Raw genomic sequence first — 22,773 nt, forward strand, 5'->3', positions numbered from 1 at the left:
TTAATCGGCTGCCTTTTTTGCTATTTGTTTTGTGATTTTATAGATCAATTCTTCCTGCTCAAAGGGTTTTGCTATAAAATCATCCATCCCGGACCGTATACATTTATCTCTAGCTACATCATTAGCTTTACCAGAAAAACCAATAATAGGTATTGCAGATATAAATTTATCTCCATAATTATTTCGAATCATATGCGTAGCCTGATACCCATCGATTTTAGAAACTGTAAGGTCCATTAAAATCAAATCATACTTGCGCCGTTCTATATAATTAATAGCCTCTTCACCGTTAATAGCAATATCGACAAAAAAGTTACCTTGCGAGATCAATACCTTCATAATTAGGTATTGTGTTATTTCTTCATCTTCTACTACCAGGATTCTATATTTAGTTGCACTTTTTGGCAATGTATATTTTTTCTTCTTTCGTTCTGGAGCTGCTTTTATAATTTCAAACTTAAATGGAAGCTTTATATTAAATGTGGTCCCTTTTTCGGGTTCACTGGTTACCTTTATTTCTCCGTTTAAGAGGTCTACCAGGTTTTTTACTATTGCTAGCCCAAGTCCTGTGCCAGAAATACGTTTATCGTGATCAAAACGAGTAAATCGCTCAAAAAGATAGGGGATGTTTTCTTCCATGATACCAATCCCGGTATCTTCAATTTTAAAATTAAGACTTAGCTTATTGGTACGTTGATAATTTTTGGTTACCGAAAGAATAACCTTTCCTTCTTCGGTAAATTTAAAAGCATTGGTCAGGATATTATTTAAAATCTGATATATTCTGGTTCTGTCTCCGATAAGATATTCCTGAATGCTGGGATCTATATTAGTCTCAAAAGTAATTTGTTTTTCTTCTGCTACTTTAGAATAAGACTCACGAAATCCATCTATTAAACTGTAAAAAGCAAAACGTTCTTCTACAATTTTTAGTTTACCAGATTCTATTTTAGACAGATCAATCATATCATCTATAAGTGCGTTAAGATGAAGACTTTCTCTTTTTATAATTCTGGCAAGTTCCTCTTGTTCGAAAGTTAGTTTGGTTTTCTCCAGGACTTCTACAAAACCTAATATACTTGTGAGAGGAGTTCTTATCTCATGATTGATATTAGCAATAAAACTATTCTTAAATTCTTCTTTTTCCAGAAGATATTTGTTCTTAAGTTCTAGCTCTTTGGCTAATAAAATTGATTCGTTTTTTTGTTGTGCAATTTGATTCAGGTCTTTATATTTTCCTGTGTAATCAAAAAGAATAATTATGATTTCTTCTTTTTCAAGAGTAAGTGTGATGTCGCAAATTTTTTCTGTTTCTCCATCTTCCAGATGAATACAAGGAAAGTTTAATGCTTTTTTATCAGAAGAGGTATTTTTTTCAAATTCTCGCAGGATTTCAAAAAAGGGATGGGCATCAAAAATTAGTGTACCTTTTTTCCAATTAAAAAAAGTAGTATCACTTTCTGTAATGATACTATCATAAGTAACATGGATAATTTGTACTTGTGGATTAAATTGCGAATGGTCGTTCTGATGTTTTGTCATACTCACTTGGTTATTTCATCTGCTAAATCTAAAAAGAAACTCTCGACATTTTTATTTGTTTTAGCACTGGTTAGACCATCAAAAGGAATGTTTTTTGCTGTAAGTTGACTTCTAATTTCTTTTTCATTAACCAGATCGAGTTTATTACCTAATACTCTGGCGGGTACTTTTATGTAGTTTTCTTTAAGGTATTCGAGATCCTTAGTAAGGGTTGCATATGTTTCTTCTCTGGTAAGATCAAAGACATAAATAAAGGCGTGTGATCCCAGAAGGTATGATTTTCTGGTATCTTCTATGCTAATAGAATGCCCTTCTGTATCCCAGATGATCATAGATAACTCTCTGCCATCGGGCAGTTGTATCACTTTCTTTTTTATTTGGACTCCAAGGGTTACCTTGTATTCTTCAGAAAATTCGTTGTCCATAAAACGTCTGAATAGAGACGTTTTTCCGACACCAAAGTGTCCCAAAAGGACTACTTTTTTAGACAATTTCATCTGCAAAATGTTTTTTTAATTTTTTAGTAAAAATGGTACTGTTTTCTAAATCGTTGCTAGAAATATTATTCTTGGCAAAATCTATAATCTGATCTTCAAGAACTTCCTTAAACATCATAGTATATGCTCCAGAAATTACAGCAGCTACATAATAAGAATAAAAATTTTGTATGTGTATAGTATACAATTCATACTCTATGAGTTCTAAATTTTGATTTCCTCCTTCAAAAGCATCTTCAACAAAACTTTTTATTGCTGTAAGCATTCCGGCAACCATTTCTTTATCTATAGTACCTTCTGATAACGGGCTGTAATCTGCAAGTAATATGCCAGAGTTTTTTTCGATAACAAACATTTGGATTAGCCTTGGTTTTGCATAATCTGTAATCGCAAGGTCACCATCACTAACTCCTTGAACCTTAGCTTTAGTTCTACGAAACCAGTTTCTAAAGGAAAAAGCTTTTTTTGTTTTTCTACTGATGTTTTCGCTCAATAATTTCATTTCATGAGCGATGTATTTCTTGATCATTTTACCAATGATAGGAAATAATGCTTCTACCACGGCATCTTGAGAGTTCTTAATTTCTTCTCGTAACGTTTCTGTAATAGTTGGTCCTAAGGTTTTAGGGATTTCCTGTACAAATTCCTCTAGTTTATCATCAATAATAGGATCAACTTTATGGGAGAGTTCTTTTTTTTGATGAACAATTTTGGTTAAATCATCAACTTTTTGAGCAATGGAGTCAGCAAATTCGTGTTCTTCTGTAAAAAGAAGTTCTTTAAGAATTTTAAGTTTATCCTGCTCTTCCATAACTGTGGATAGATTGGATTATTTTTGGTTGATTTTTTCACCAAGGTTGATAAGAAGATCTCCCAACGTTTTTTTATCAACTTTTTTGGTATCCAGCATATCAGTTTTATCAGCTAAATTATCTTCTAATTCGGTGATTCTGATATTTATATCTGTACTTAGATTGTCAATTGCTTGATTTAGCTCTTTACGCGTATCATCGATAAAGTCTTCAAGTTCTTTCTTTTTTGAAGTAATTTCTTTTTTTACTTTCTCAAACTCTGAATTATAAGCAGCAATATTTTCCCCAAAGATTAGATTCTTTATTGCTTCTATTTTTGAAGAAGGGTCATCAGCAACTTTTTCTTCAACAGCTTTATTTTCTTTAGCCATTTTAATCGGTTTATTAGATTCTTAATTTTGAACTTACGTAAAATTAACATAAAAACGTTAAAAAAGCCGCTATAATGGCGATAATGTTAATTTCATCAATTCAAAATCCTATTCTTTTAAAAAGATTGTGTTGTACGTTTTACTTTTAATTTGGGGTGAGGGTATACGAAGTTTTATAAAAATACAAATATTCGATATACAAGGATAGTAAAAAATAAGGTTATTTTGATCTATTTAGACTTATTTCATAAATGACTCTACTTTTTCAACCATATTTTTACTACCACAAATAAAAGGAGTACGTTCATGTAGTTGAGTTGGTTTAATATCCATAATTCGTCTATATCCATCACTAGCTTTACCACCCGCTTGCTCGGTAATAAAAGCCATAGGATTGCACTCGTATAAAAGACGAAGTTTTCCATTAGGAGATTTTGAAGTATTTGGATACATATATATACCTCCTTTTATCATATTACGGTGAATATCACTCACCAGAGAACCAATATATCGAGAAGTGTATGGGCGATCCTCTTTTTCTTCCTGGCAATATTTGATGTAATCTTTAATTCCTTGTGGGAAATGAATATAGTTTCCTTCATTTACCGAATATATACTCCCGTTATCCGGAAATTTCATATTTGGATGTGATAAGTAGTATGTTCCCAATGCAGGGTTTAATGTAAAACCATTAACACCATGACCTGTAGTATATACAAGCATAGTAGAGGTCCCATAAATGATATATCCTGCTGCCACTTGTAAATTACCGGGTTGTAAAAAATCATCCAGAGTTACAGGAGTTCCCGTAGGGGTTATCCTGCGATAGATCGAGAAAATGGTTCCCACAGAAACATTAACGTCTATATTAGAACTTCCATCCAAAGGGTCCATAAGAACCACATAATTATTACGATGGTCGTTTTTTTGCCCTTTTATAGTAATGAATTCATCGTTTTCTTCAGAGGCAATTCCACATACAATTTCTCTATTTGTAAGAGTGTTGATAAAAGTCTCATTAGCCAAAACATCTAGTTTTTGCTGATCTTCACCTTGTATATTGGTTTCTCCGGCAGCTCCTGTAATATCTACTAACCCTGCTTTATTTACCTCATGATTCACCATTTTTGCAGCTAATCGAATTGAGTTGATCAAACGAGAAAGCTCTCCGCTTGCATACGGAAAATCATTTTGATTCTCTATGATAAATTCTCCTAGGGTCTGATTTCTTCTTGTCATTTATGGTGAATTTTATTTGCTGCAAAAGTATTATTTTTTAGGCAACTATAACGTTTTCGGGAGTTTTAATTATTAAAGTTCATTAAGAATTATAAAAACACATAATGTGATTGCATAACATTAGAAAATTGTCTGATTTCTAATACATATTTTATAGTTTTGATAAACTTTTTTTATGAACTATGTGATTAGAGATGCCAGGGAAGAAGATATGACTCAAGTGCTGGGTTTAATCCAAGAATTGGCAATTTTTGAAAAAGAGCCTGATGCGGTCGAAATAACTGTTGAAGAACTTATACGTGAGGGTTTTGGTGATCGTCCCCTTTTTCATTGTTTTGTTGCCGAGGTAAAGGGTGAAATAGTAGGAATAGCCCTGGTGTATTATAGGTTTTCTACCTGGCAGGGGCGCTCTGTTCACTTAGAAGATCTTATTGTTAAAAAATCTATGAGAGGAACTGGTTTAGGTAGTGCATTATACAAAGAAGTATTAAAATACGCTAAATCAAAAGGAGTACGAAGAGTAGAGTGGGTTGTTTTGGATTGGAATACTCCTGCTATTGATTTTTATGAAAAAAGCGGAGCAAAGCTTTTAAAAGATTGGTACTTGGTTCAAATGGATCAAGATGGGGTTAATAAATTTGTATCAGAATCATAATACTTTCAAGATAACATTATATAATTATTATTAAAGAAACACTTGATTAATGAGAGTTTTTAAATTCGGGGGTGCATCTGTAAAGGATGCTAATGGGGTAAAAAATGTACTTAATGTACTTGAGAAAACGGGGTTTTCTAATCTAGTTATTGTTATTTCTGCAATGGGAAAAACAACCAATGCTTTGGAAGATATTGTCAAATTATATATTAATAATAGTAAAGAACTCAAAACATCACTTCTGGATCTGAAGGTATATCATAACGAAATTTTAGAAACACTTTTTGAAAACAAACAACATCCTGTTTTTAATAGAATTGAAGGACTTTTACTAGACATGCAAACAACATTGAATAGAAATAAGTCAACTCAGTATGATTATGTCTATGACCAAATAGTAAGCTATGGAGAGCTAATATCGACTACCATTGTAAGCGAGTACCTAAATCACAAAGGATATCAAAATGAGTGGTTAGATGCACGCGATTTTATTAAAACAGATACGGTCTATAGAGACGCCGAAGTACATTGGGAAACTACCCAAGACTTGATACTCCAAAAGATTAATAAAAATGGTCTTAGTATTACTCAAGGGTTTATTGGATCTGATGAGAATAACTTCACCACTACTTTGGGTAGAGAGGGGAGTGATTATACTGCCGGGATTTTGGCGTATTGTTTAAGTGCAGATAGTGTAAGTATCTGGAAAGATGTACCTGGTGTCCTTAATGCAGATCCCAGGGTATTTGATAAAACTCAATTATTGTCTCATATTTCTTATGAAGAAGCTATAGAACTTGCTTTTTATGGAGCATCTGTAATTCATCCAAAAACGATTCAACCTTTACAGCGTAAAGAAATACCGCTATATGTTAAATCGTTTCTTAATCCTGTTGATCAAGGGACTTCTGTAAAGAAAGGTCAACCATTAGACCCTCATTTGCCTTGTTATATTGTGAAGAAAAATCAGGTTTTAGTCTCACTTTCTTCTTTGGATTTTTCATTTATCGTCGAAAATAATATTAGTGAAATCTTTAGCCTTTTTCATCAATACCATATAAAAGTAGATCTTATTCAGAATTCTGCAATTAGTTTTTCGGTATGTCTTGACGATAAGTTTGATCATTTTGAAAAACTTTTAGGTAAACTTAAAGCAAAATTTAGAGTTACTTATAATACAAATGTGTCCTTATTTACGATTAGACACTTTACAAATGAAGCTATTACCTCTTTAGAAAAAAATAAAGATATTTTGCTAAAACAAATAACCAGAGAGACTTATCAAATGGTATCCCGAGATTAGTGATATCAATTCAAGGATTTTGCTATATTTGCAGTTAGCACAAATTGTATTTAATGCCTATAGTCACAGCAAGAGAAGTAGCCGCAGGGCTCAAAATGGATAAACTTGGTTTTATAGGCACCTTTATTGGTTGGGTGCTTCTTAAGATTACCCGAATATCAAAAATAAATCGACAGTATGATAAACTTAGTCATTTAGAAGGGCTAGAGTATATAAGTAAGACCCTTGACTTATATGGAGTTACTTTTGAAATTCCGGCAGAAGATTTAAAACGATTACCAAAAGAAGGTCCATTTATTACATTATCAAATCATCCACTAGGAGGACTTGATGGCGGAGTATTACTAAAATTAATGGTAGAACATCGTTCTGATTATAAAATTATTGCAAATTTTTTGTTACATAGTTTTAAACCATTAGAGCCTTATGTTATGCCTGTCAATCCTTTTGAGGATAGAAAAGAAGCAAAGTCTAGTCATAAAGGAATCAAAGAAGCTATTTTACATCTTAGAGAGGGCAAACCATTAGGTATTTTTCCGGCAGGAGAAGTATCTACTTTTAAAGAAGGTAAGAATTATGTAGACAAGCCTTGGGAACCGAGTGCGATGAGATTGGTTCAAAAAGCAAAGGTTCCTGTAATCCCTATATATTTTCATGCTCGTAATAGCAGGCTTTTTTATCGTCTGTCATCTATAAGTAGTATCTTACAAACAGCCAAATTACCGAGTGAACTTTTTTCTCAGGAAAATAAAGTAATCAAAGTACGAATTGGTAACCCGGTATCAGTAAAAGATCAGGGAGAACATACTAACCTTGAAGATTTTACGAATTTCTTGCGAAAGAAAACGTATATGTTAGCCAATCCTTTTGAAAAAAAGACATTAAGAGAATCGATTCCTCAAAACTTAAAACTACCAAAATCACCTAAAGAAATAGCTGTTGAAGGAAATATCAATGCAATAGAATTAGAATTACAATATTGTAGGGATCATGATAAACGATTATTGATTAGTAAGAATTATGAAGTTTTTCTGGCAAAGAAAAAGCATATCCCAAATGTAGTTCATGAAATAGGAAGGCTTAGAGAGATTACATTTAGAGAAATTGGGGAAGGAACTAATAACTCTTTAGATTTGGACCCTTTTGATGAATATTATCATCATATGTTTTTATGGGATAACGAAGCCAAAAAAATGGCTGGAGCGTATCGTATGGGTATGGGGTCAGAGATTTATGCTAACCGTGGTATTGACGGGTTTTACCTTCAGGATTTATTTAGATTTGAACCAGAATTGCATAAAATGATGAATGAATCTATCGAGATGGGTAGAGCCTTTATCATTAAAGAATATCAACAGCGTCCTATGCCATTATTTTTACTTTGGAAAGGTATAGTACATTGCACACTTCGTTTCCCAGAGCATAAGTATCTTATAGGTGGAGTTAGTATTAGTAATAAGTTTAGTAATTTTTCTAAATCTCTGATGATAGAGTTTATGAAATCTCATTATTATGACCCTTATGTGGCACAATATGTTAGACCTAAAAAAGAATTTAAAGTAAAATTAAAAGATGCTGATAAAGATTTCGTTTTTGATGAAAGTAAAAGTGATCTGAATAAATTTGATAAAATTATCGATGAAGTAGAACCAGGAAGTCTTCGTATTCCGGTTTTAATTAAAAAATATATTAAGCAAAATGCTAAAGTAGTAGCGTTTAATGTTGATCCGTTATTTAATAATGCGGTTGATGGTTTGATGTATATTCGTATCGCCGATCTCCCTGATAGTACTGTAAAACCTGTTATGGAAGAATTTCAGGCAGAATTAGAGAAGAAGTATTTTAAAAATGGGGATAAATAAAATTCTCATCATATATTATTTTTAAGATTAGATTTTCTTGATAATTTTTTCTCCTTTAGTCTTTAAAAAAGCAAAAATTAAAGTAACTTCAGTAGTGTTTCGAATTGACTTAATTTGCTAGGTTATGGTTATTGAATACGTATATTTTGCTATTGCCCTTGTAGGGATTTTATTCTTCTTCTATGTAATGCGTAGGATTTTTAGATGGCTGCAAAAGAAGGCTAGTACACTAGAGACCAATATTTTTTTTAGTAGTAATAAAGCTATTCAATTTTTCAAGTTTATTACTCCAAGAAGAGAACGACATATTCTCAAGATTGTAATTAGGCTATTTAGAATAGCTGTCAGTATTGCCTTTTTGATTTTATATCTTCCTTTTATGTTTAGTTTGGTTCCACAAACTAAAGTATATGCAGATACTGTTTTGGGATATATAAAAAAACCATTGTTATTTCTGTATGATGGCATTATTGGGTTTATTCCTAATTTGTTTTTTATCGTTGTTATTTTCTTTATTACTAAATATTTACTTCGTTTTTTGAAATATGTTACCAATGAATTAGAGCAAGAAGCGGTTCGATTAGAAGGATTTCATGCAGATTGGGCACGCCCAACATTTAATCTTCTAAGAGTTATTATTATTGCTTTTGCGGTAATTATAATTTTCCCATATATACCGGGCTCAGATTCTCCGGCATTTAAAGGAGTATCTATCTTCTTCGGAGTATTATTTTCTTTGGGATCTACCTCTGCTATTTCTAATATTGTAGCAGGTATTGTAATTACATATATGCGACCATTTAAAGTAGGGGATCGCGTACAAATAGGAGAGACCATTGGAGATATCACAGATCGAAGCCTATTGGTAACACGAGTAAAAACTATTAAAAATTTGGATATTACTATTCCCAATTCGTCTATTTTGGGAAACCACATTGTTAATTTCAGCAAAAATGCTATTGATGATGTTGGAATTATATTACATACTTCGGTTACTATTGGGTATGATGTCTCAAGTAATAATGTATTGAAAGCTTTGGTCGAAGGGGCAAAAAAAACAGACTTGATTTTACCAGATCCTTCACCATTTGTTTTGATTAAAAGCCTTGATGATTTTTATGTAAGCTATGAAATTAATGCATACACTAAAAATCCCGAAAAAGCAGCATTGATTTATTCGATGCTACATGAGAATTTAAAGAATGAACTTCATCATGCGGAAATCGAAATATTGTCACCACATTATCAAGCGATAAGAGATGGAAATGTATTGACTGTGCCACCAGAGAATGTTCCCGAAAATTATATAAAGTCTGGATTTAAGGTAGAAAAATAATAGATTTTATTTTTCTAATTGTAAATAGAATATCAAAGAATGTTTTATAAATGAAAACCGCACAAAAATTAACTTTTGTGCGATCTTTTTTAGTTGTTCAGGCCAATGCGACCTTCAAGATTTTATAGATATACTTGTTTAGGGAGTCTTATCAGAACCCAAGTTGTATTTATTTAGATACCGTTTTCGGTATATTTTTTTCTGCAAAATCTTTGCAATATTCTTTAATCTGATTTCTGGTTTTTGTAAATGCAGTATGAATTTCTTCTTCTGTACCTTCTACCTTTGATGGATCAAAGAAATTATAGTGCAATCTTTCTGCTTTGCCAGGAAAGAAAGGACATCTTTCTTTGGCATTATCACACACCGTAATAATGTAATCAAATTGCACATCTAGATATTCATCGAGATTATTAGAAGTATGAGTAGAGATATCAATGCTATCTTCTTGCATAATAGCTATTGCTTTGGGATTTACCCCATGTGTTTCTACTCCGGCACTATAAATAGTTGCGTTGTCTTTGGCAAAGTGTTTTAAATATCCTTCTGCCATTTGACTTCTACAAGAATTACCTGTGCATAATACTAAAATATTCATAAGCGTTTTTGTTTTTGGTTATTCTCTTTTTAGAAGAGAATTTGTGGTGTTTATTGTGGTTATGTTATTATTTTACTTCTTCGTTCTAAAAGGGTATTATCGTGCCATACATTATCTAATTTCGCTACTTTTTCTCTATACCCTATTTCTCTAAATCCTAAAGATTTATGTAAATCAATACTCGCATTGTTATTCCTAAATATACCTGCTTGTAAGGTCCAGAATCCTGCCTTTTCGCTTTCCTCAATTAATTTGGATAAAAGTAGTTTACCTATACCCAAACCTCTATATTTTGATGTTATATAAATGCTAACTTCTGCTACTCCTTTATATACTTCTCTTTTTGAGGTAGGGGATAAGGCTGCCCAACCTGCAATAGTATTTTTACTGATAGCCTTAATTCTACAAGATTTTATGTGCGAAACATCCCATGTTTCCCATGTAGGTACCTGGGTTTCAAAAGTGGCAATTCCTGTATCCATTCCTTCTTTATAGATTGCAGAGATTGCAGGCCAATCCTTTTGGGTAAAATATGCTATTTTTAGTGTAGTGTCCATCTAGCAACAACCACTACCCGGAGCACAAGAATCAGCTTCTGTAGCATTATTTTCTGTAATTCCACAAGCTTCTTTTGCTTTACAATCTGTGGGGTTTACAGTAAGTTTCAGTATCAATTGATCGTTTTTGATTTCAAAATCTACAATGTGTAATTGTGCAGTATGAAACATAGCATTTCCATATTCTATTTTTGCTACTGCATCCATTTCATAAGATTTCATCTTTCCTACCTTTCTTAATATCCCCAGAGCTTTATAGGTACTCATATACTGTGATTTCCCTAATTCATCTGGGCTCTCCCATAGTTGAATAATAGTCTCTTTCCAGAAATCGGTACCGGCACCACAATCTACAGAATCTACGGTAATATGTTTTACTTCGGTGATGTGGTAATTAGTTCCTGCCAACATTCCCGGGGCATATTCGAATAGTAATGATTTATCTTGATGTTCTGCTAATAGTGTTATAAAGTCTGATGTATTCATAATTTTTGGTAATTAATATATTTAACAACAATTCTTTTTGGTCGTATTAAAAAATGAGTTTAGATTTTTTTGCAAAGTAGTCCATCGATCAATATCGATACAGTAACACATGCTTTTACCTTCGATTTCTCCCTTAAGTAAGCCTATACTTTTTAGTTCTTTAAGATGTTGAGATATTGTAGCTTGTGCTAATCCTATTTCTTCAACCAAGTCATTACATATACAAGCGTTTTGTTTGCTGATATATTGAAGAATAGCAATACGTGCGGGATGCCCTAGTATTTTGAAAAACTGTGCCAATTCATTTTGTTGTTGATCGAATATTTGCGTCTTAGTAATTCCCATAACCAATATTATAATATCGCAATATTACGATAACAAAGTGAAATAAAAAAGCCAGAAGTTAAAATTTCCAGCTTTTATTATTATTAGAACCAAGGCTTTTTACCAGCTTGATATGTTTGATAAAACTCTTCGTCAGATTTTACGAGGTACATAATACCTTCTATTAATCCTATAATTCCAGAAATCGAAGAAGTAATTCCGCAGGTAAAAAAACCAAGAAGTCCACAAATAAGCATAATAATGCCTTCTTTATTATACCCCAAAATGAACTTATGGATTCCTAGCCAACCCAAAAGTATCCCTAAGATACCCGCCAGCATTTTTTTGTTATCCGTAGAATTAACAAATTCCTTAGCCTCTTCTGCAAAATCACTCGCTACTTCTTTAGCATCACTTGCAAAATCTTTTGCCGCTTCTGCAGCTTCTTCTGCTCCTTTTTTTATATCGTCTCCTAGGTTGTTGTTTTCTTCACTCATGTTGTTAAAATGATTTATTAGTTTGGAGAAAATTACAAAAAAATATCAATTAAAAATCAGAAGATTAGTAAGAATGTTTGTAAGTGTAAATTATTAGTATATAGGATAGCTATAGTATGCTGTATTTTGATAAGTCATATTTATTGTTATATTTGGTATAACAACTTTGAATAAAAAAAGAAACACTAACCTTTTAAATTTGAAAACTATGATATGGGGAATCTCATTAATCGTTTTAAGTATTCTTGCAGTACCATCATTATTATTATCTAAAAAACCAAATGCAAAAGAGCTTTTAGAAAAAATCGAACCTTACCAGGGTTGGATTGGATTTATATTTTGTATTTGGGGTATTTGGGGTATTATTTCTGCAATTTTAAATCTGGGATGGCTTACAACATATCCTATTTGGTGGATAACCTTGTTAGCAGGTAATATAGTTTCTGCAACATTAGGATTTATGCTTGGATTTGGTCTCATCAGTAAATATTTTTTATCCAAAAGTGAAGAGGCAAAAGAAAAAGCAAATCGCCTTAGAGAGAAATTGGCTCCAAAACAAGGTAAGCTTGGTATTATAGGGATAATAGTTGGCTGCTGGATGATTGTAGCATCTCTTTTATTCTTTATGTAATATTCTAAATGAAATTATATATAAAAAAGGTTGGCTACATAGCCAACCTTTTTTGTTAAGATGTTTTATAAGAATGCTTTGTCTATTGGTTCCCAAAGCTCAATTTTATTACCTTCTGGGTCAACGATCCATCCAAATTTTCCATATTCATATTCTTCTACTTTATCAATAACAGTTACCCCTTCACTTTTAAGAACTTTGAGAAGTTCAGTCAGGTTTTCTACCCTGAAATTCATCATAAACTCTTTCTTACTCGGTGCAAAATAAGTAGTATCGTCTTTAAAAGGACTCCATTGTGTAGAGCAATCGTTACCTTCTTTGTCTTTCCACCAGAATGTACAGCCATAGTCATCTGTATTAAAACCCAGATGGTCTTTGTACCAATCTTTTGTTTTTTTCGGATCAGCTGTTTTAAAAAACACCCCGCCAATTCCTGTTACTCGTTTTTTCATCTGTTTATATTTTATTGTTTTTTTACGTTCGATTCATAAATATGAATCCATTCTTTTGGAGTCATTTTAGTTGCTAATTTTCCTATCAGTTCCATAGGAATCTGATCTATTTTTTTGAATCGAATACAACTTTTACCCATATCTAATTTTGTTTTTACATATTTTGGGTATTCATCAGTAAACCATTTCATTAAATTGGGATTTGCATAAATACCACTATGATAGACTGCTATAAAATTCTTTTGAGAGGCTATATTCATAAATGGTAATGGCAGCTTAGGATCACAGTGATACCCACCTGGATATAAACTGTGTGGTACAACATATCCTATCATACCATAGCTTATGACTTCAGAAAAACCTTTGGGCAGGTTATCTTTTATTATTTTTCTAAGCATACTCATAGCTTCCTTTCTTTCTTCAGGTATAGCTTCTATATATTCATCTGGTGTTTTAGCTTCGTATTGCATACTATTTTTTTATTATATTATTTTTTAATTACCAGGCATTGGTTTACGTTGTAGTATTAGTGCTGAAATTAATGAAATTATAAATCCAATCATAAATACGGTAGCAAACATTAAAAAGAAGCTCATAAACCTGTTAGAAAATAACTCTTTTTGAGCTTCTAATTCTGCCAATTTAATTTCAAGTTCGGCTTGTGGGAGAGAGTTTTTCATTTGTTCAACATAATGCGAGTAGTATTCTGCCATAAAATCCGGATTAATGTATTTTATATAAATTACATCTAATATCCCAAATGCCAAAGCAGCAATAAGAGTGATAAGTATACCTATCAATAATGCTTTTCCAAAAGAAACGATACCATTATTTTCTTTATCCCGATACTGTTTAATACCAAGAAACACAAAAAGTAGTGATATTATAATACCAGCATACCCGATTACTTCTTGAATAGAATAATCCAGGTTTTTCCCTAAAAACCACCCTGCAAGTGCTAACAAACATATAGTAATGGCACTTCGTAATCCATAACGTATAATTGTATTTTTCATTGATTTATATGTATTTATTGTTAGCTCCAAAAGTAAATTTAGGCTAATAAATAGCATTCATACTAAAGTATGAAATTTACAATATATGGGGTTGAAACCCTTTAAAGAGGTATGATTTGTAGTTCTTTTGCAATTTGTATGGCCTGGGTACGACGTTTTGCATCTAGTTTTACCAACATATTCGAAACATGAGTTTTTACAGTACTTTCTGAAACAAAGAGTTTTTCGGCTATCTCTTTATTTGATAACCCCATAGCAATTTGACATAAGACTTCATATTCTCGTTTACTTAATCCTAATTCTTCAATCTTTTGATAATCTATTTCCTGTGCAGGATTTTTCTTTTTGTGCAGGACTCTTTTATTTATAACTATACCAATTACAAAAAAAATAACAGCGATTATGGCAATTACAGTTTCTATTGATGAATCACCTGCAATAACAGTGTATTTACTTAACTGAAAAAGAGCTAGTATTGCTAAGACTAAAGCGGCGAAAGTAAAAATTGTTTTCCTCACTCTATAAATGTAGTAAAACTGAAATTTAATTTGAAAGCAAATCAATTTCTTGTTGAAGGTTTTGTTTTGCATTAGCTTCAAACCTTTTATAGAAGTATTCAGATTTAAAGATGGCTGGCATATTTATAAAATGATTTAAAACTTTGATTCGTCCCTTATTGTACATAAAATCAGGATAGTACTTATATTCTTTCCTTACATTTTTGTAATAAATCTCATAGTTTTTCCAATCACTTCCTAATATAGAGAGATCTGCATCGGTAAAATGGTTTATATCATTATTTTCTGAAACATGATGTCCTTTAGTAGCTAAGATGATTTCTTTACAGAGATGGATTTGATGTTTATCAATTGATAAGGAATGTAATATCTCTGTCGCTTTTTTTGTACTTTGTTCCTCATTATCCTGTTTTAGTACATTATAAATATAGTCATGATAAAACAGAGCAAATAAGATCATATTCCAGTCTTTGATATCGTTTTTGACTTCGATCAGTTTATGATAAAGGTGTTCTAAATGAGAAAGATTATGATAGTATCTGTTCTTTTTACCATGATACTTTACAACATCGACCCATAAGGATTCTATATAATCGGTATCCTTTATGTAATTGGATAATAACGTTATGAATACTTCTTTTAACAAAACTCTGCTTTAATTTTATCAACTATCGTTTGTGCTAATTTCTCTTTAGATTCTATGGTCCAACCTGCGACATGTGGACTTAAGATTACATTATTCATTTTAAGGAGTTCTTTAAATTCTTTTGGCATATCTTTTTCTGAAGTAAATAAATTCTCAAAAGATGACTTTTCATATTCTAAAACATCTAGTCCTGCTCCCAATATTTTTCCTTCTTTTATACTTTTAACCAGATCTTCAGTCACTACACTTTTTCCTCGGGCAGTATTGATGAGCCAAAATGGTTTTTTGAATTTATTGATGAATGTGTTATTGATCATTCCTATAGTCTCTGGAGTTTCTGGAGTGTGTAGACTTAAAACATCGATTTTTTCAAAGAACTCATCAAGATCTACTTGTGTTGCATCACTGTTTTCTACATCATTTTTAATATCATAGCAAATAACTTCCACAGCAAAACCCCGTAACTTTTTTGCAAAGGCTCTACCCATATTACCGTACCCGATAATACCCACCGTTTTTCCATCGAGTTCTACACCACGATGCTCTTCACGAAGCCATTGTCCGTTTCGTACACTATGATCTCCATTATTTAATTTATTAAATAACGATAATATCATTCCCAGTGCATGCTCACCCACTGCATTGCGATTCCCTTCTGGTGCGTTAAATAGTTTGATCCCTAATTTCTCTGCGTATTCGATATCGATATTTTCTAATCCTGCACCTACACGTCCTATAAATTTTAAGTTTTTGGCTTTATCCAAAAAAGTTTTGTCAATGGCAAATCGACTTCTTATGATAATTCCATTATAGTTATGAATTTTGGATTCGATCTCTTCTTTTGTAGAAGTGCAATCTTCATCATTTTGAAAACTAACTTGTTTGAGTTGACTTAAAAGCAGAGGATGGTTTGTATCGAGGTGAAGTATTTTCATATATTTTGTATAGATCATCAAAATTAGTTAATAAAAGATTAGATACAGTATCTTTGGTATGTATCATCCCTTAATTTTAGAAATATTTAAGATGAGGTCATCATTTTATCACATTTTATTCTTGTGTTTTGTTTTCTTTTATGACTTAATGTGTGTGATCAAAATTCCAAAGAAGAACTATCAATATTTAGAGTATTTATAAGCCAAAGTAAGATACTGCTTAAAGAATATTAGGTAGTAAAATAAAGCTTAAGATTTTTTTTAAAAGAACCAAAATGTGACTTTCTAAAAAAACGGTGTCTTAATTATTATAGACACTTAAACACAAAATAAATGGCCCTTAGAATGAAAAAATTAATGCTTATAGTTGCTTTACTATCCTTTAGTATATCCATTTTCGCACAAAAAAAACCAAAAATTAAGGGAAATAGAATTATAAATGAAATCACTAAAGATATTTCTGAAACATTTAATACTGTCGAAATTGATGATGAATTAGAAGTAATTTTAAATCAAAGTGATCAAAGTGGATATTACCTAAAAACCGATGAGAATCTAATCGATATCGTTCAGTTTAAAGTAAAAGACAGTATATTAAAAATATATACCACCAATAGAATTGTGAGAAGCAGAAAACTAGAAATAAGTTTGAATGTAAAAGAAATAGAGCATATTATACTTAAAAATGATGCTAAAGTAAAAAGTAACAAAAAGTTGATTTCTGAAAAATTATATATCAGTGGCTATGATTCGAGTTATTTGGATTTGAATATAAAAGCAGATGATGTTAGAGTTACATTATATGATAAAGTAAGAGGAAAAATTAAAATAAAATCAGAAAATACTACGATTATTATGAATGGCAAAACAGATTTGAAAGCTTATGTAGTTACAGATAAAATAAAAGTTGCCATGACCAAAGCTGCCGAATTAAATATGGATGGAGATACAGATTATGCTTCTTTTGATGTTAAAGATTCATCAAAACTTAAGGCTAAAAAAATGAAAACTTCTTCTACAGATTTAAACACTTATAATTCTGCAGATGCATATGTATACGCTAAAAGAAATTTGGAACTTTATGCGCAAGGAAAAAGCATAGTGTATGTATATGGTAATCCCGAATTAGATGTTAAAACCCTCACTGATAAGACTAAAATAATAAAAAAGTAAAGCGTACTAAATTTTGTTTACCAACTATAACTTGACTTGGCGTGGGAGGGTGTTTGATTTATCAGACATCCTCTTTTGTTTATAATGTGAGTTTGATGTAAGGCTTTAATTTAAAAAACCGTCAAATTGAGTGGTTTTTCATAATGAAATGGAGAAAAATTGTATCGACCCTTCGACGAAGCTCAGGATGACAAGGCTTTTGCTTGAAAATTTACTTGCCTTTGATAGCTCTGCTGAGCTTGGTCCAAGGACAATTTTCTATCGAAAATCACTCTGACTGACGTAAATTTTGTTACACCGAACTCACATTCTATTTTTGCTGTATTATTGATGTTTTTCTTTTTAAAAAACAATAGAAATGTTTCTTCATTATTTAAAGAAATAAAGAAGTGATTTCATCTGGGATTCTTGCAGGTCTTAGTGTTTTCTTATGTAAAAAACACCAGCTTGTCTTGGCAGAAACTAATACTTTTTGAGTGGTCGTGTTTATAATTTTAGTATGACGTTCACTTCTAACACCTCTATAATTATCAATCCAGGTTTGTAGTGTGATTTCATCATTTTCATAAGCAGGGCTATGATATTCTATATAATGATTAAGAACTACCCAGACATATGTGTTCCTAATGCTCTCATCGGTTCTGGATTCCCAATGTTTTTTGGCAACATCTTGTACCCATTGTAGATACACTACATTATTTACATGATCCATATCATCTATTGCTGATGCCGGAACTGTAAAATGGAATTCAAAAATTTCGGATTTCATGAATAGGAGAGTTGATATCGATTAAAAATACAACTATTTTAAAATTTGAAAGAAGATTTGTGATCTAAAATCCTAAAATAAGTTTTGCTATATAAAAGAATAAGAAGATCCCAAAAATATCATTACTTGTTGTAATAAAGGGACCTGTAGCAATTGCAGGATCAATACCTCTTTTATCAAGAATAATAGGAACAAAAGTACCAATAAGTGCAGCTACAATAATAACACTCATAAGTGCAATTGCTATGGTTAAACTAAACGAGAGTTCATAGCTCATTATAAAACCAAAAACAATAATAAGTAGTGCTAATACAGAACCATTAATTAAACTAAGGCTTACTTCTTTTAATAATCGATTTAATAAACTTCCTTTTACTACGTTATTTGCTAACCCTTGTACAATAATTGCAGAGGATTGAACACCAACATTTCCTGCCATAGCAGCAATTAGTGGTGTATAGAAAAATAAATCTCTAATTCTTGGATTGGTCATTACACCTTCAAAGCCCTGCATAATGAATACACTTCCTAATCCCCCAAAAAGGCCTAAAATTAACCAGGGTAATCGTGCTCTGGTAAGCTCCCATACATTATCATCTGCTTCTACATCTTGAGAAATACCCGCGGCTAATTGATAATCTTTCTCAGCCTCATCCTTAATAAAATCTACAATATCATCTATAGTTACTCGACCAACCAATACATTTTCTTTGTCTACTACAGGGATAGCTTCAAGATCATATTTTTGCATAATACGAGCTACTTCTTCTCCTTCGGTATCTACATCTACAGAATCTACTTTTGGAATATATACTTCGCTAATATGAGTTTTTGCAGAGGCAGTAAGTAAATCCTTAAGAGATAGTCTACCTTTTAACTTTTCATCTTTATCTACAACATAAATAGAATGTACTCGAGTAACATTTTCTGCCTGTCGTCGCATTTCTCTAACACAACCAGCTACGGTCCAGGTTTCTTTTACCATTACGAGCTCTTTAGCCATTAGTCCACCTGCAGTATCTTCATCATAGGTAAGAAGCTCTTTAATATCTTCTGCACGTTTTTCATCCTCTATCTCGGCAATTACTTTTTCTGCACGATCATCGGGAAGTTCGGCAACAATATCAGCAGCATCATCAGTAGCCATTTCTTCTAACTCTTCTGCAATCTCTTTTGCAGAAAGGTTTTCAAGGATACGTTCACGAAAATCTTCTTCGAGCTCCATAAGAGCTTCAGAGGTTTTTTCGCTATCCAATAATTTAATAAGGTAGGTAGCTTCAGATAAGCCAAGTTCACTAATGATTTCGGCAACATCAGCAAAATGTATTTCACTAAGCATTTCGCGCAGACGAGTATCACCTTCTTCACGGATGAGGTGTCGTACCTGTTCGATTAACTCATTAGAAACTTTAAATTGCATATACTCAGTATTTAGTGATCCCCTTCACAAACGCCCACAAAGATAACCAAAGAATTTAATTAGACTTTATGAGTATGTTAATCACTTAACCTGTTGTTTTTCAATTAATAATGTCAATTCTATAAATTGATCAACAGACAATTGTTCGGGGCGTTTAGTCAGAATTTCTAATGTTTTGGTCTCATCATTCAATTCAAAAGTTTTAAGACTATTTCTTAAAGTTTTACGACGTTGTCCAAAAGCAGTCTTTACGACTCTAAAAAATAATTTTTCATCACAAGGCAGAGCATATTCATTTTTTCTAATCAATCGCAATACTCCACTATCTACCTTGGGAGGAGGGTTAAAAACATCTGGAGAAACAGTAAATAGATATTCGGCATCATAAAAAGCTTGTGTAAGCACCGAAAGAATACCGTAGGCTTTACTACCCGCTTTTTCACAAATACGCTGGGCAACTTCTTTTTGAAACATCCCGGTAAATTCAGGAATACGATCTTTGTTTTCTAATGTTTTGAAAACAATTTGAGTAGAAATATTGTAAGGAAAGTTACCTGTTATTGCAAATTGTTCTTTGGTAAATAATAAATTTAGATCAAACTTTAGAAAATCAGCCTCTATTACTCGAAATGTAGTATTTCCTCTTAGCGCTTCTGTATGTTCGAGATGAAAATTAGTGTTAAGATATTCGATAGACTCTCTGTCTAGATCCATGGCTATAACATCAATATCTTTTTGAAGAATATATTTGGTAAGAACTCCCATTCCTGGGCCAATTTCAACAACATTTTTGTAACCTTGCAAAGTAAGGGTGTCACCAATCTTTTTGGCAATATTTTCATCCTTTAGAAAATGTTGTCCCAGGTGTTTTTTTGCCTTTACTGCAGTTTTTTCGAAAGAAGATTTGGGACTGGAGCTATATTTTTTATTTTTTTTTGATTTACTCATTCCGTTCACTTACAATTTCTAACTCGGTTCTAAACGCTACAAATTTACCAGTAAAACGATTAGATTTTGACCTAAGACGATCTGCGTCCTCATCATAGTATTTTTGTAAAGTTTCTTTATTGTTGGTCGTGTATTGTACAGAATAGGTGACACCTCCCATTTCTTCTTCTACCAATACTTTAGTCATTAATGCTTTACTAAACTTTCCCGTGGAAAGCATATCAGGTATATGCTCCTCTTTCATCCAATCTAACCATTCGTCATGGATAGTTTCTTCTATATTTATGGTAACGTTATATATGTACATGTTAGTTGTTAATGTTTTGGGAAATAGTATTTAGTATAATCACAAAGGCGCAAAGTTACAAAGAAGCAAAGATTTACAGGTGATTTAATTTATAGCATCTCCTCTTAAGGTTCTGTATTTTTTTCGGGCATCTACAAAATAAATACTATCTGCGTGATTAAAAATTATCTTTTCATATAATTCTTTAGCTTTTTCGGGCTCTCCTAGCTCATTCACATAGAGCTCGGCTAACCAATAATAGGCATCATCAACGAGGATATCATCATTATAAAATTCAATAATTTTTAGATAGTTGATTTTAGCTTTTTCGAATTGCTTTTCTTTTTCAAATAGTTTAGCCTGTCGTAAAAAAGCTTCATCCTCAATTTTTTCACCTTTATGTTGAGTTAAGATAATTTCAAGCATAGTAATTGCATCCTGATTTTTATTCTGAAAAGCTAATAGATCGGCCTTTGCAAAAATCTTTAAAGCAGTTTGAGTAGAATCCTCAAGAGAATTATCACTAATAATTAGACTTAACTCCATAGCATCGTTAGCAATCAATTGAGAGGTAGAAGACTTTAGTACATCGAGTTGCGTTTGTGCCCAGGCAAAATCCCCTTTATAATAACTGGTCTTTGCTACTTTAAACCTAGCATCTTGCGCTAAGAAATTATTTTTTAAAGCATTTTGTACCTGGGTATAATAAATTAATGCCTGATTAAATTTTTGATCCAATACCAGAATATCTGCAATTTTCATTTTTATTCTAGAAGATTGAAACCTTGATAGTGGTTCTCTATCTAATATATCTTTTAAAAAACGAATAGCTTCCTGTTTTTTATCCTGTTTAAAAGCTAGAAAATGCGAATAATCAATCTGTAATCCTATAGTTTCTCTGGCTTTTCCATATTCCTTAAATACTGTATTATATTGCTCTATAATAGTTTTATGTTCTTTTTTGGAGGCATTATCTACTTTTGCCTTCAGGATAATTTTATGAGCTGTAAGCTTCATATCTTTTGAAGCCGATGTTTCTAAAATATAATTTAGAATTTCTACCGCAGACTTAATATCTTTTTCCGAAATAGCAATTCTTGCCAGATCTATAATCCCTTCGGGACTTTCCTGTTTACGCTTATATATTGCTTTTTCTTGTATAAATGCTTTTTTAAATTCCTTTTGTTGTACAAAAAGCCAGCTTAGCATTTCATTATATAAGATATTGGGATTCCGTTGGAGTTTTTTAATCAATAACTTTCTAAATATAACATTTGCCTCACCCGTTGGACTATCTGTTATGTAGTCACTAAAATTTCGTTGTACAATATTTATATAATTAGGCTGCAATCGCAATAATGCCAAATAGCTATCAAACATTTTTTCTAGTTTCCCCTGTTCTCCATAGATTTTGGCTAATTGTACATTAAAATTTGCTCTGGGATTGTGCTTCATCCCTTTTTCATAAATTAAAGCTGCTTCATCTAATAAACTATATTTTTCAAAAGTTTGGGCAAGTGAATAGGCATGATTTGCATTATTGTTATTATAGGTTTCTATAGCTTTATCATAGTAAGTACGAGCTTGCTCTGTTTTACCTTGCAGATCATAATGGTGCCCTAATTCGACCAGAATTTGAGCATTATTTGGAATTTTCTCAATTCGCTTTTTTAGAATGCTCTCTGCTTTATCAAAATGTTCTAATTGTTGATGAGATTCTACTAACCCTAATAAATAATTAATTCGGTTTGGGTTTTTGGTATATAATTTTTTGTAGACAGAAAGTGCTTTTTCGTATTGTCCCTGCTGGATATAGTTTTTTGCTAACTGTTCCGACTGCGCAATCGTCGAAAAAGTAAACAACAGGGTAATATAGAAAAAGATAAAGCGCATTTTGCAA

General features: G+C 32.0%; 27 protein-coding genes. 6 read left to right on the forward strand and 21 right to left on the reverse strand.

Annotated features, from left to right (window positions below):
- The 5 genes from AAFU52_RS10880 to fbp form a co-directional block, all read right to left on the reverse strand.
- A complete protein-coding gene (locus tag AAFU52_RS10880; protein WP_024769916.1) occupies positions 1-1,542 on the reverse strand; it encodes an ATP-binding response regulator in 1,542 nt (513 codons plus the stop codon).
- Between the two features lie 2 nt (positions 1,543-1,544).
- On the reverse strand, positions 1,545-2,039 hold the full coding sequence (locus AAFU52_RS10885) for a Rab family GTPase (RefSeq protein WP_024769915.1): 495 nt from the start codon (positions 2,037-2,039) through the stop codon (positions 1,545-1,547).
- Entirely contained in the window at positions 2,026-2,850 is an 825-nt protein-coding gene (locus AAFU52_RS10890) for a hypothetical protein (protein WP_024769914.1), read from the reverse strand. The genes AAFU52_RS10885 and AAFU52_RS10890 overlap by 14 nt, the downstream gene beginning before the upstream one ends.
- 18 nt (positions 2,851-2,868) lie before the next feature.
- The gene (locus AAFU52_RS10895; RefSeq protein ID WP_024769913.1) at positions 2,869-3,222 is read right to left on the reverse strand and encodes a fructose 1,6-bisphosphatase; all 354 of its coding nucleotides are present in this window, start codon (positions 3,220-3,222) and stop codon (positions 2,869-2,871) included.
- Positions 3,223-3,462: 240 nt separating this feature from the next.
- The gene (fbp, locus tag AAFU52_RS10900) at positions 3,463-4,461 is read right to left on the reverse strand and encodes a class 1 fructose-bisphosphatase (RefSeq protein ID WP_024769912.1); all 999 of its coding nucleotides are present in this window, start codon (positions 4,459-4,461) and stop codon (positions 3,463-3,465) included.
- A gap of 175 nt (positions 4,462-4,636) precedes the next feature.
- Between fbp and AAFU52_RS10905 the strand changes: the two genes are divergently transcribed.
- The 4 genes from AAFU52_RS10905 to AAFU52_RS10920 all read left to right on the forward strand — a co-directional run bounded on the left by AAFU52_RS10905 (position 4,637) and on the right by AAFU52_RS10920 (position 9,617).
- Positions 4,637-5,116, forward strand: coding sequence for a GNAT family N-acetyltransferase (locus AAFU52_RS10905; RefSeq protein WP_024769911.1), 480 nt, complete (start codon positions 4,637-4,639; stop codon positions 5,114-5,116).
- Between the two features lie 49 nt (positions 5,117-5,165).
- Complete coding sequence (locus tag AAFU52_RS10910; protein WP_024769910.1) at positions 5,166-6,419, forward strand: aspartate kinase; 1,254 nt, start codon at positions 5,166-5,168, stop codon at positions 6,417-6,419.
- A gap of 53 nt (positions 6,420-6,472) precedes the next feature.
- Complete coding sequence (locus tag AAFU52_RS10915) at positions 6,473-8,281, forward strand: GNAT family N-acyltransferase (protein ID WP_024769909.1); 1,809 nt, start codon at positions 6,473-6,475, stop codon at positions 8,279-8,281.
- A gap of 124 nt (positions 8,282-8,405) precedes the next feature.
- Positions 8,406-9,617 (forward strand): mechanosensitive ion channel family protein, encoded by a 1,212-nt coding sequence (locus tag AAFU52_RS10920; RefSeq protein WP_438426417.1) that lies wholly within the window; start codon positions 8,406-8,408, stop codon positions 9,615-9,617.
- Positions 9,618-9,786: 169 nt separating this feature from the next.
- On the opposite strand, the gene AAFU52_RS10925 is transcribed toward AAFU52_RS10920, so the two are convergent.
- The 5 genes from AAFU52_RS10925 to AAFU52_RS10945 all read right to left on the reverse strand — a co-directional run bounded on the left by AAFU52_RS10925 (position 9,787) and on the right by AAFU52_RS10945 (position 12,079).
- Positions 9,787-10,215: an arsenate reductase ArsC gene (locus AAFU52_RS10925; protein WP_035091335.1), complete on the reverse strand. Its 429-nt coding sequence runs from the start codon at positions 10,213-10,215 to the stop codon at positions 9,787-9,789.
- Positions 10,216-10,274: 59 nt separating this feature from the next.
- A complete protein-coding gene (locus AAFU52_RS10930; RefSeq protein WP_024769906.1) occupies positions 10,275-10,772 on the reverse strand; it encodes a GNAT family N-acetyltransferase in 498 nt (165 codons plus the stop codon).
- Positions 10,773-11,258 carry a DUF6428 family protein gene (locus AAFU52_RS10935; RefSeq protein ID WP_438426419.1) on the reverse strand — a complete coding sequence of 162 codons (486 nt, stop codon included), beginning with the start codon at positions 11,256-11,258 and terminating at the stop codon, positions 10,773-10,775. It lies immediately after the preceding gene.
- A gap of 21 nt (positions 11,259-11,279) precedes the next feature.
- On the reverse strand, positions 11,280-11,603 hold the full coding sequence (locus AAFU52_RS10940; RefSeq protein ID WP_024769904.1) for an ArsR/SmtB family transcription factor: 324 nt from the start codon (positions 11,601-11,603) through the stop codon (positions 11,280-11,282).
- A gap of 83 nt (positions 11,604-11,686) precedes the next feature.
- The gene (locus tag AAFU52_RS10945; protein WP_024769903.1) at positions 11,687-12,079 is read right to left on the reverse strand and encodes a TM2 domain-containing protein; all 393 of its coding nucleotides are present in this window, start codon (positions 12,077-12,079) and stop codon (positions 11,687-11,689) included.
- A 208-nt stretch (positions 12,080-12,287) separates the two neighbouring features.
- Here AAFU52_RS10945 and AAFU52_RS10950 point away from each other — a divergent pair, with 208 nt between their 5' ends.
- Positions 12,288-12,710 carry a hypothetical protein gene (locus tag AAFU52_RS10950; protein WP_024769902.1) on the forward strand — a complete coding sequence of 141 codons (423 nt, stop codon included), beginning with the start codon at positions 12,288-12,290 and terminating at the stop codon, positions 12,708-12,710.
- 65 nt (positions 12,711-12,775) lie between these two features.
- Here the strand turns inward: AAFU52_RS10950 and AAFU52_RS10955 are convergent, their stop codons facing one another.
- From AAFU52_RS10955 to AAFU52_RS10980, 6 genes are all read right to left on the reverse strand, one after another.
- Positions 12,776-13,162, reverse strand: a complete 387-nt coding sequence (locus tag AAFU52_RS10955) for a VOC family protein (protein ID WP_024769901.1) — start codon at positions 13,160-13,162, stop codon at positions 12,776-12,778.
- An 11-nt stretch (positions 13,163-13,173) separates the two neighbouring features.
- Positions 13,174-13,632: a DUF1801 domain-containing protein gene (locus tag AAFU52_RS10960; RefSeq protein WP_438426420.1), complete on the reverse strand. Its 459-nt coding sequence runs from the start codon at positions 13,630-13,632 to the stop codon at positions 13,174-13,176.
- A 24-nt stretch (positions 13,633-13,656) separates the two neighbouring features.
- A complete protein-coding gene (locus AAFU52_RS10965) occupies positions 13,657-14,178 on the reverse strand; it encodes a DUF4199 domain-containing protein (RefSeq protein WP_024769899.1) in 522 nt (173 codons plus the stop codon).
- Between the two features lie 101 nt (positions 14,179-14,279).
- Entirely contained in the window at positions 14,280-14,696 is a 417-nt protein-coding gene (locus AAFU52_RS10970; RefSeq protein ID WP_024769898.1) for a response regulator transcription factor, read from the reverse strand.
- A 25-nt stretch (positions 14,697-14,721) separates the two neighbouring features.
- On the reverse strand, positions 14,722-15,342 hold the full coding sequence (locus AAFU52_RS10975) for an HD domain-containing protein (protein WP_438426421.1): 621 nt from the start codon (positions 15,340-15,342) through the stop codon (positions 14,722-14,724).
- Entirely contained in the window at positions 15,336-16,277 is a 942-nt protein-coding gene (locus AAFU52_RS10980) for a 2-hydroxyacid dehydrogenase (protein ID WP_024769896.1), read from the reverse strand. The genes AAFU52_RS10975 and AAFU52_RS10980 overlap by 7 nt, the downstream gene beginning before the upstream one ends.
- A 345-nt stretch (positions 16,278-16,622) precedes the next feature.
- Between AAFU52_RS10980 and AAFU52_RS10985 the strand changes: the two genes are divergently transcribed.
- Positions 16,623-17,450 (forward strand): GIN domain-containing protein, encoded by an 828-nt coding sequence (locus AAFU52_RS10985; protein WP_035091331.1) that lies wholly within the window; start codon positions 16,623-16,625, stop codon positions 17,448-17,450.
- A gap of 373 nt (positions 17,451-17,823) precedes the next feature.
- Here the strand turns inward: AAFU52_RS10985 and AAFU52_RS10990 are convergent, their stop codons facing one another.
- The 5 genes from AAFU52_RS10990 to AAFU52_RS11010 form a co-directional block, all read right to left on the reverse strand.
- Positions 17,824-18,219: an acyl-CoA thioesterase gene (locus tag AAFU52_RS10990; RefSeq protein ID WP_024769894.1), complete on the reverse strand. Its 396-nt coding sequence runs from the start codon at positions 18,217-18,219 to the stop codon at positions 17,824-17,826.
- 64 nt (positions 18,220-18,283) lie between these two features.
- On the reverse strand, positions 18,284-19,639 hold the full coding sequence (gene mgtE / locus AAFU52_RS10995; protein ID WP_438426422.1) for a magnesium transporter: 1,356 nt from the start codon (positions 19,637-19,639) through the stop codon (positions 18,284-18,286).
- A gap of 81 nt (positions 19,640-19,720) precedes the next feature.
- Positions 19,721-20,587 carry a 16S rRNA (adenine(1518)-N(6)/adenine(1519)-N(6))-dimethyltransferase RsmA gene (rsmA, locus tag AAFU52_RS11000; RefSeq protein WP_024769892.1) on the reverse strand — a complete coding sequence of 289 codons (867 nt, stop codon included), beginning with the start codon at positions 20,585-20,587 and terminating at the stop codon, positions 19,721-19,723.
- Positions 20,580-20,894 carry a DUF4286 family protein gene (locus AAFU52_RS11005; RefSeq protein WP_024769891.1) on the reverse strand — a complete coding sequence of 105 codons (315 nt, stop codon included), beginning with the start codon at positions 20,892-20,894 and terminating at the stop codon, positions 20,580-20,582. The genes rsmA and AAFU52_RS11005 overlap by 8 nt, the downstream gene beginning before the upstream one ends.
- A gap of 84 nt (positions 20,895-20,978) precedes the next feature.
- Complete coding sequence (locus AAFU52_RS11010; RefSeq protein WP_024769890.1) at positions 20,979-22,766, reverse strand: tetratricopeptide repeat protein; 1,788 nt, start codon at positions 22,764-22,766, stop codon at positions 20,979-20,981.
- Between the last annotated feature and the right edge of the window lie 7 nt (positions 22,767-22,773).

It is taken from the genome of Aquimarina macrocephali (assembly GCF_051627225.1).
GTDB classification, from domain to species: Bacteria; Bacteroidota; Bacteroidia; order Flavobacteriales; family Flavobacteriaceae; genus Aquimarina; species Aquimarina macrocephali.

Excerpts from the sequence above, each read along its gene's own strand:
- AAFU52_RS10955 (WP_024769901.1), bottom strand. The coding sequence starts at position 13,162 with ATGAAAAAACGAGTAACAGGAATTGGCGGGGTGTTTTTTAAAACAGCT.
- rsmA (WP_024769892.1), bottom strand. The coding sequence starts at position 20,587 with ATGAGTAAATCAAAAAAAAATAAAAAATATAGCTCCAGTCCCAAATCT.
- mgtE (WP_438426422.1), bottom strand. The coding sequence starts at position 19,639 with ATGCAATTTAAAGTTTCTAATGAGTTAATCGAACAGGTACGACACCTC.
- AAFU52_RS11005 (WP_024769891.1), bottom strand. The coding sequence starts at position 20,894 with ATGTACATATATAACGTTACCATAAATATAGAAGAAACTATCCATGAC.
- AAFU52_RS10910 (WP_024769910.1), top strand. The coding sequence starts at position 5,166 with ATGAGAGTTTTTAAATTCGGGGGTGCATCTGTAAAGGATGCTAATGGG.
- AAFU52_RS10960 (WP_438426420.1), bottom strand. The coding sequence starts at position 13,632 with ATGCAATACGAAGCTAAAACACCAGATGAATATATAGAAGCTATACCT.
- AAFU52_RS10885 (WP_024769915.1), bottom strand. The coding sequence starts at position 2,039 with ATGAAATTGTCTAAAAAAGTAGTCCTTTTGGGACACTTTGGTGTCGGA.
- AAFU52_RS10920 (WP_438426417.1), top strand. The coding sequence starts at position 8,406 with ATGGTTATTGAATACGTATATTTTGCTATTGCCCTTGTAGGGATTTTA.
- AAFU52_RS10895 (WP_024769913.1), bottom strand. The coding sequence starts at position 3,222 with ATGGCTAAAGAAAATAAAGCTGTTGAAGAAAAAGTTGCTGATGACCCT.
- AAFU52_RS10935 (WP_438426419.1), bottom strand. The coding sequence starts at position 11,258 with ATGAATACATCAGACTTTATAACACTATTAGCAGAACATCAAGATAAA.
- AAFU52_RS11010 (WP_024769890.1), bottom strand. The coding sequence starts at position 22,766 with ATGCGCTTTATCTTTTTCTATATTACCCTGTTGTTTACTTTTTCGACG.
- AAFU52_RS10905 (WP_024769911.1), top strand. The coding sequence starts at position 4,637 with ATGAACTATGTGATTAGAGATGCCAGGGAAGAAGATATGACTCAAGTG.
- fbp (WP_024769912.1), bottom strand. The coding sequence starts at position 4,461 with ATGACAAGAAGAAATCAGACCCTAGGAGAATTTATCATAGAGAATCAA.
- AAFU52_RS10945 (WP_024769903.1), bottom strand. The coding sequence starts at position 12,079 with ATGAGTGAAGAAAACAACAACCTAGGAGACGATATAAAAAAAGGAGCA.
- AAFU52_RS10985 (WP_035091331.1), top strand. The coding sequence starts at position 16,623 with ATGAAAAAATTAATGCTTATAGTTGCTTTACTATCCTTTAGTATATCC.
- AAFU52_RS10990 (WP_024769894.1), bottom strand. The coding sequence starts at position 18,219 with ATGAAATCCGAAATTTTTGAATTCCATTTTACAGTTCCGGCATCAGCA.
- AAFU52_RS10925 (WP_035091335.1), bottom strand. The coding sequence starts at position 10,215 with ATGAATATTTTAGTATTATGCACAGGTAATTCTTGTAGAAGTCAAATG.
- AAFU52_RS10965 (WP_024769899.1), bottom strand. The coding sequence starts at position 14,178 with ATGAAAAATACAATTATACGTTATGGATTACGAAGTGCCATTACTATA.
- AAFU52_RS10940 (WP_024769904.1), bottom strand. The coding sequence starts at position 11,603 with ATGGGAATTACTAAGACGCAAATATTCGATCAACAACAAAATGAATTG.
- AAFU52_RS10915 (WP_024769909.1), top strand. The coding sequence starts at position 6,473 with ATGCCTATAGTCACAGCAAGAGAAGTAGCCGCAGGGCTCAAAATGGAT.
- AAFU52_RS10950 (WP_024769902.1), top strand. The coding sequence starts at position 12,288 with ATGATATGGGGAATCTCATTAATCGTTTTAAGTATTCTTGCAGTACCA.
- AAFU52_RS10930 (WP_024769906.1), bottom strand. The coding sequence starts at position 10,772 with ATGGACACTACACTAAAAATAGCATATTTTACCCAAAAGGATTGGCCT.
- AAFU52_RS10980 (WP_024769896.1), bottom strand. The coding sequence starts at position 16,277 with ATGAAAATACTTCACCTCGATACAAACCATCCTCTGCTTTTAAGTCAA.
- AAFU52_RS10890 (WP_024769914.1), bottom strand. The coding sequence starts at position 2,850 with ATGGAAGAGCAGGATAAACTTAAAATTCTTAAAGAACTTCTTTTTACA.
- AAFU52_RS10880 (WP_024769916.1), bottom strand. The coding sequence starts at position 1,542 with ATGACAAAACATCAGAACGACCATTCGCAATTTAATCCACAAGTACAA.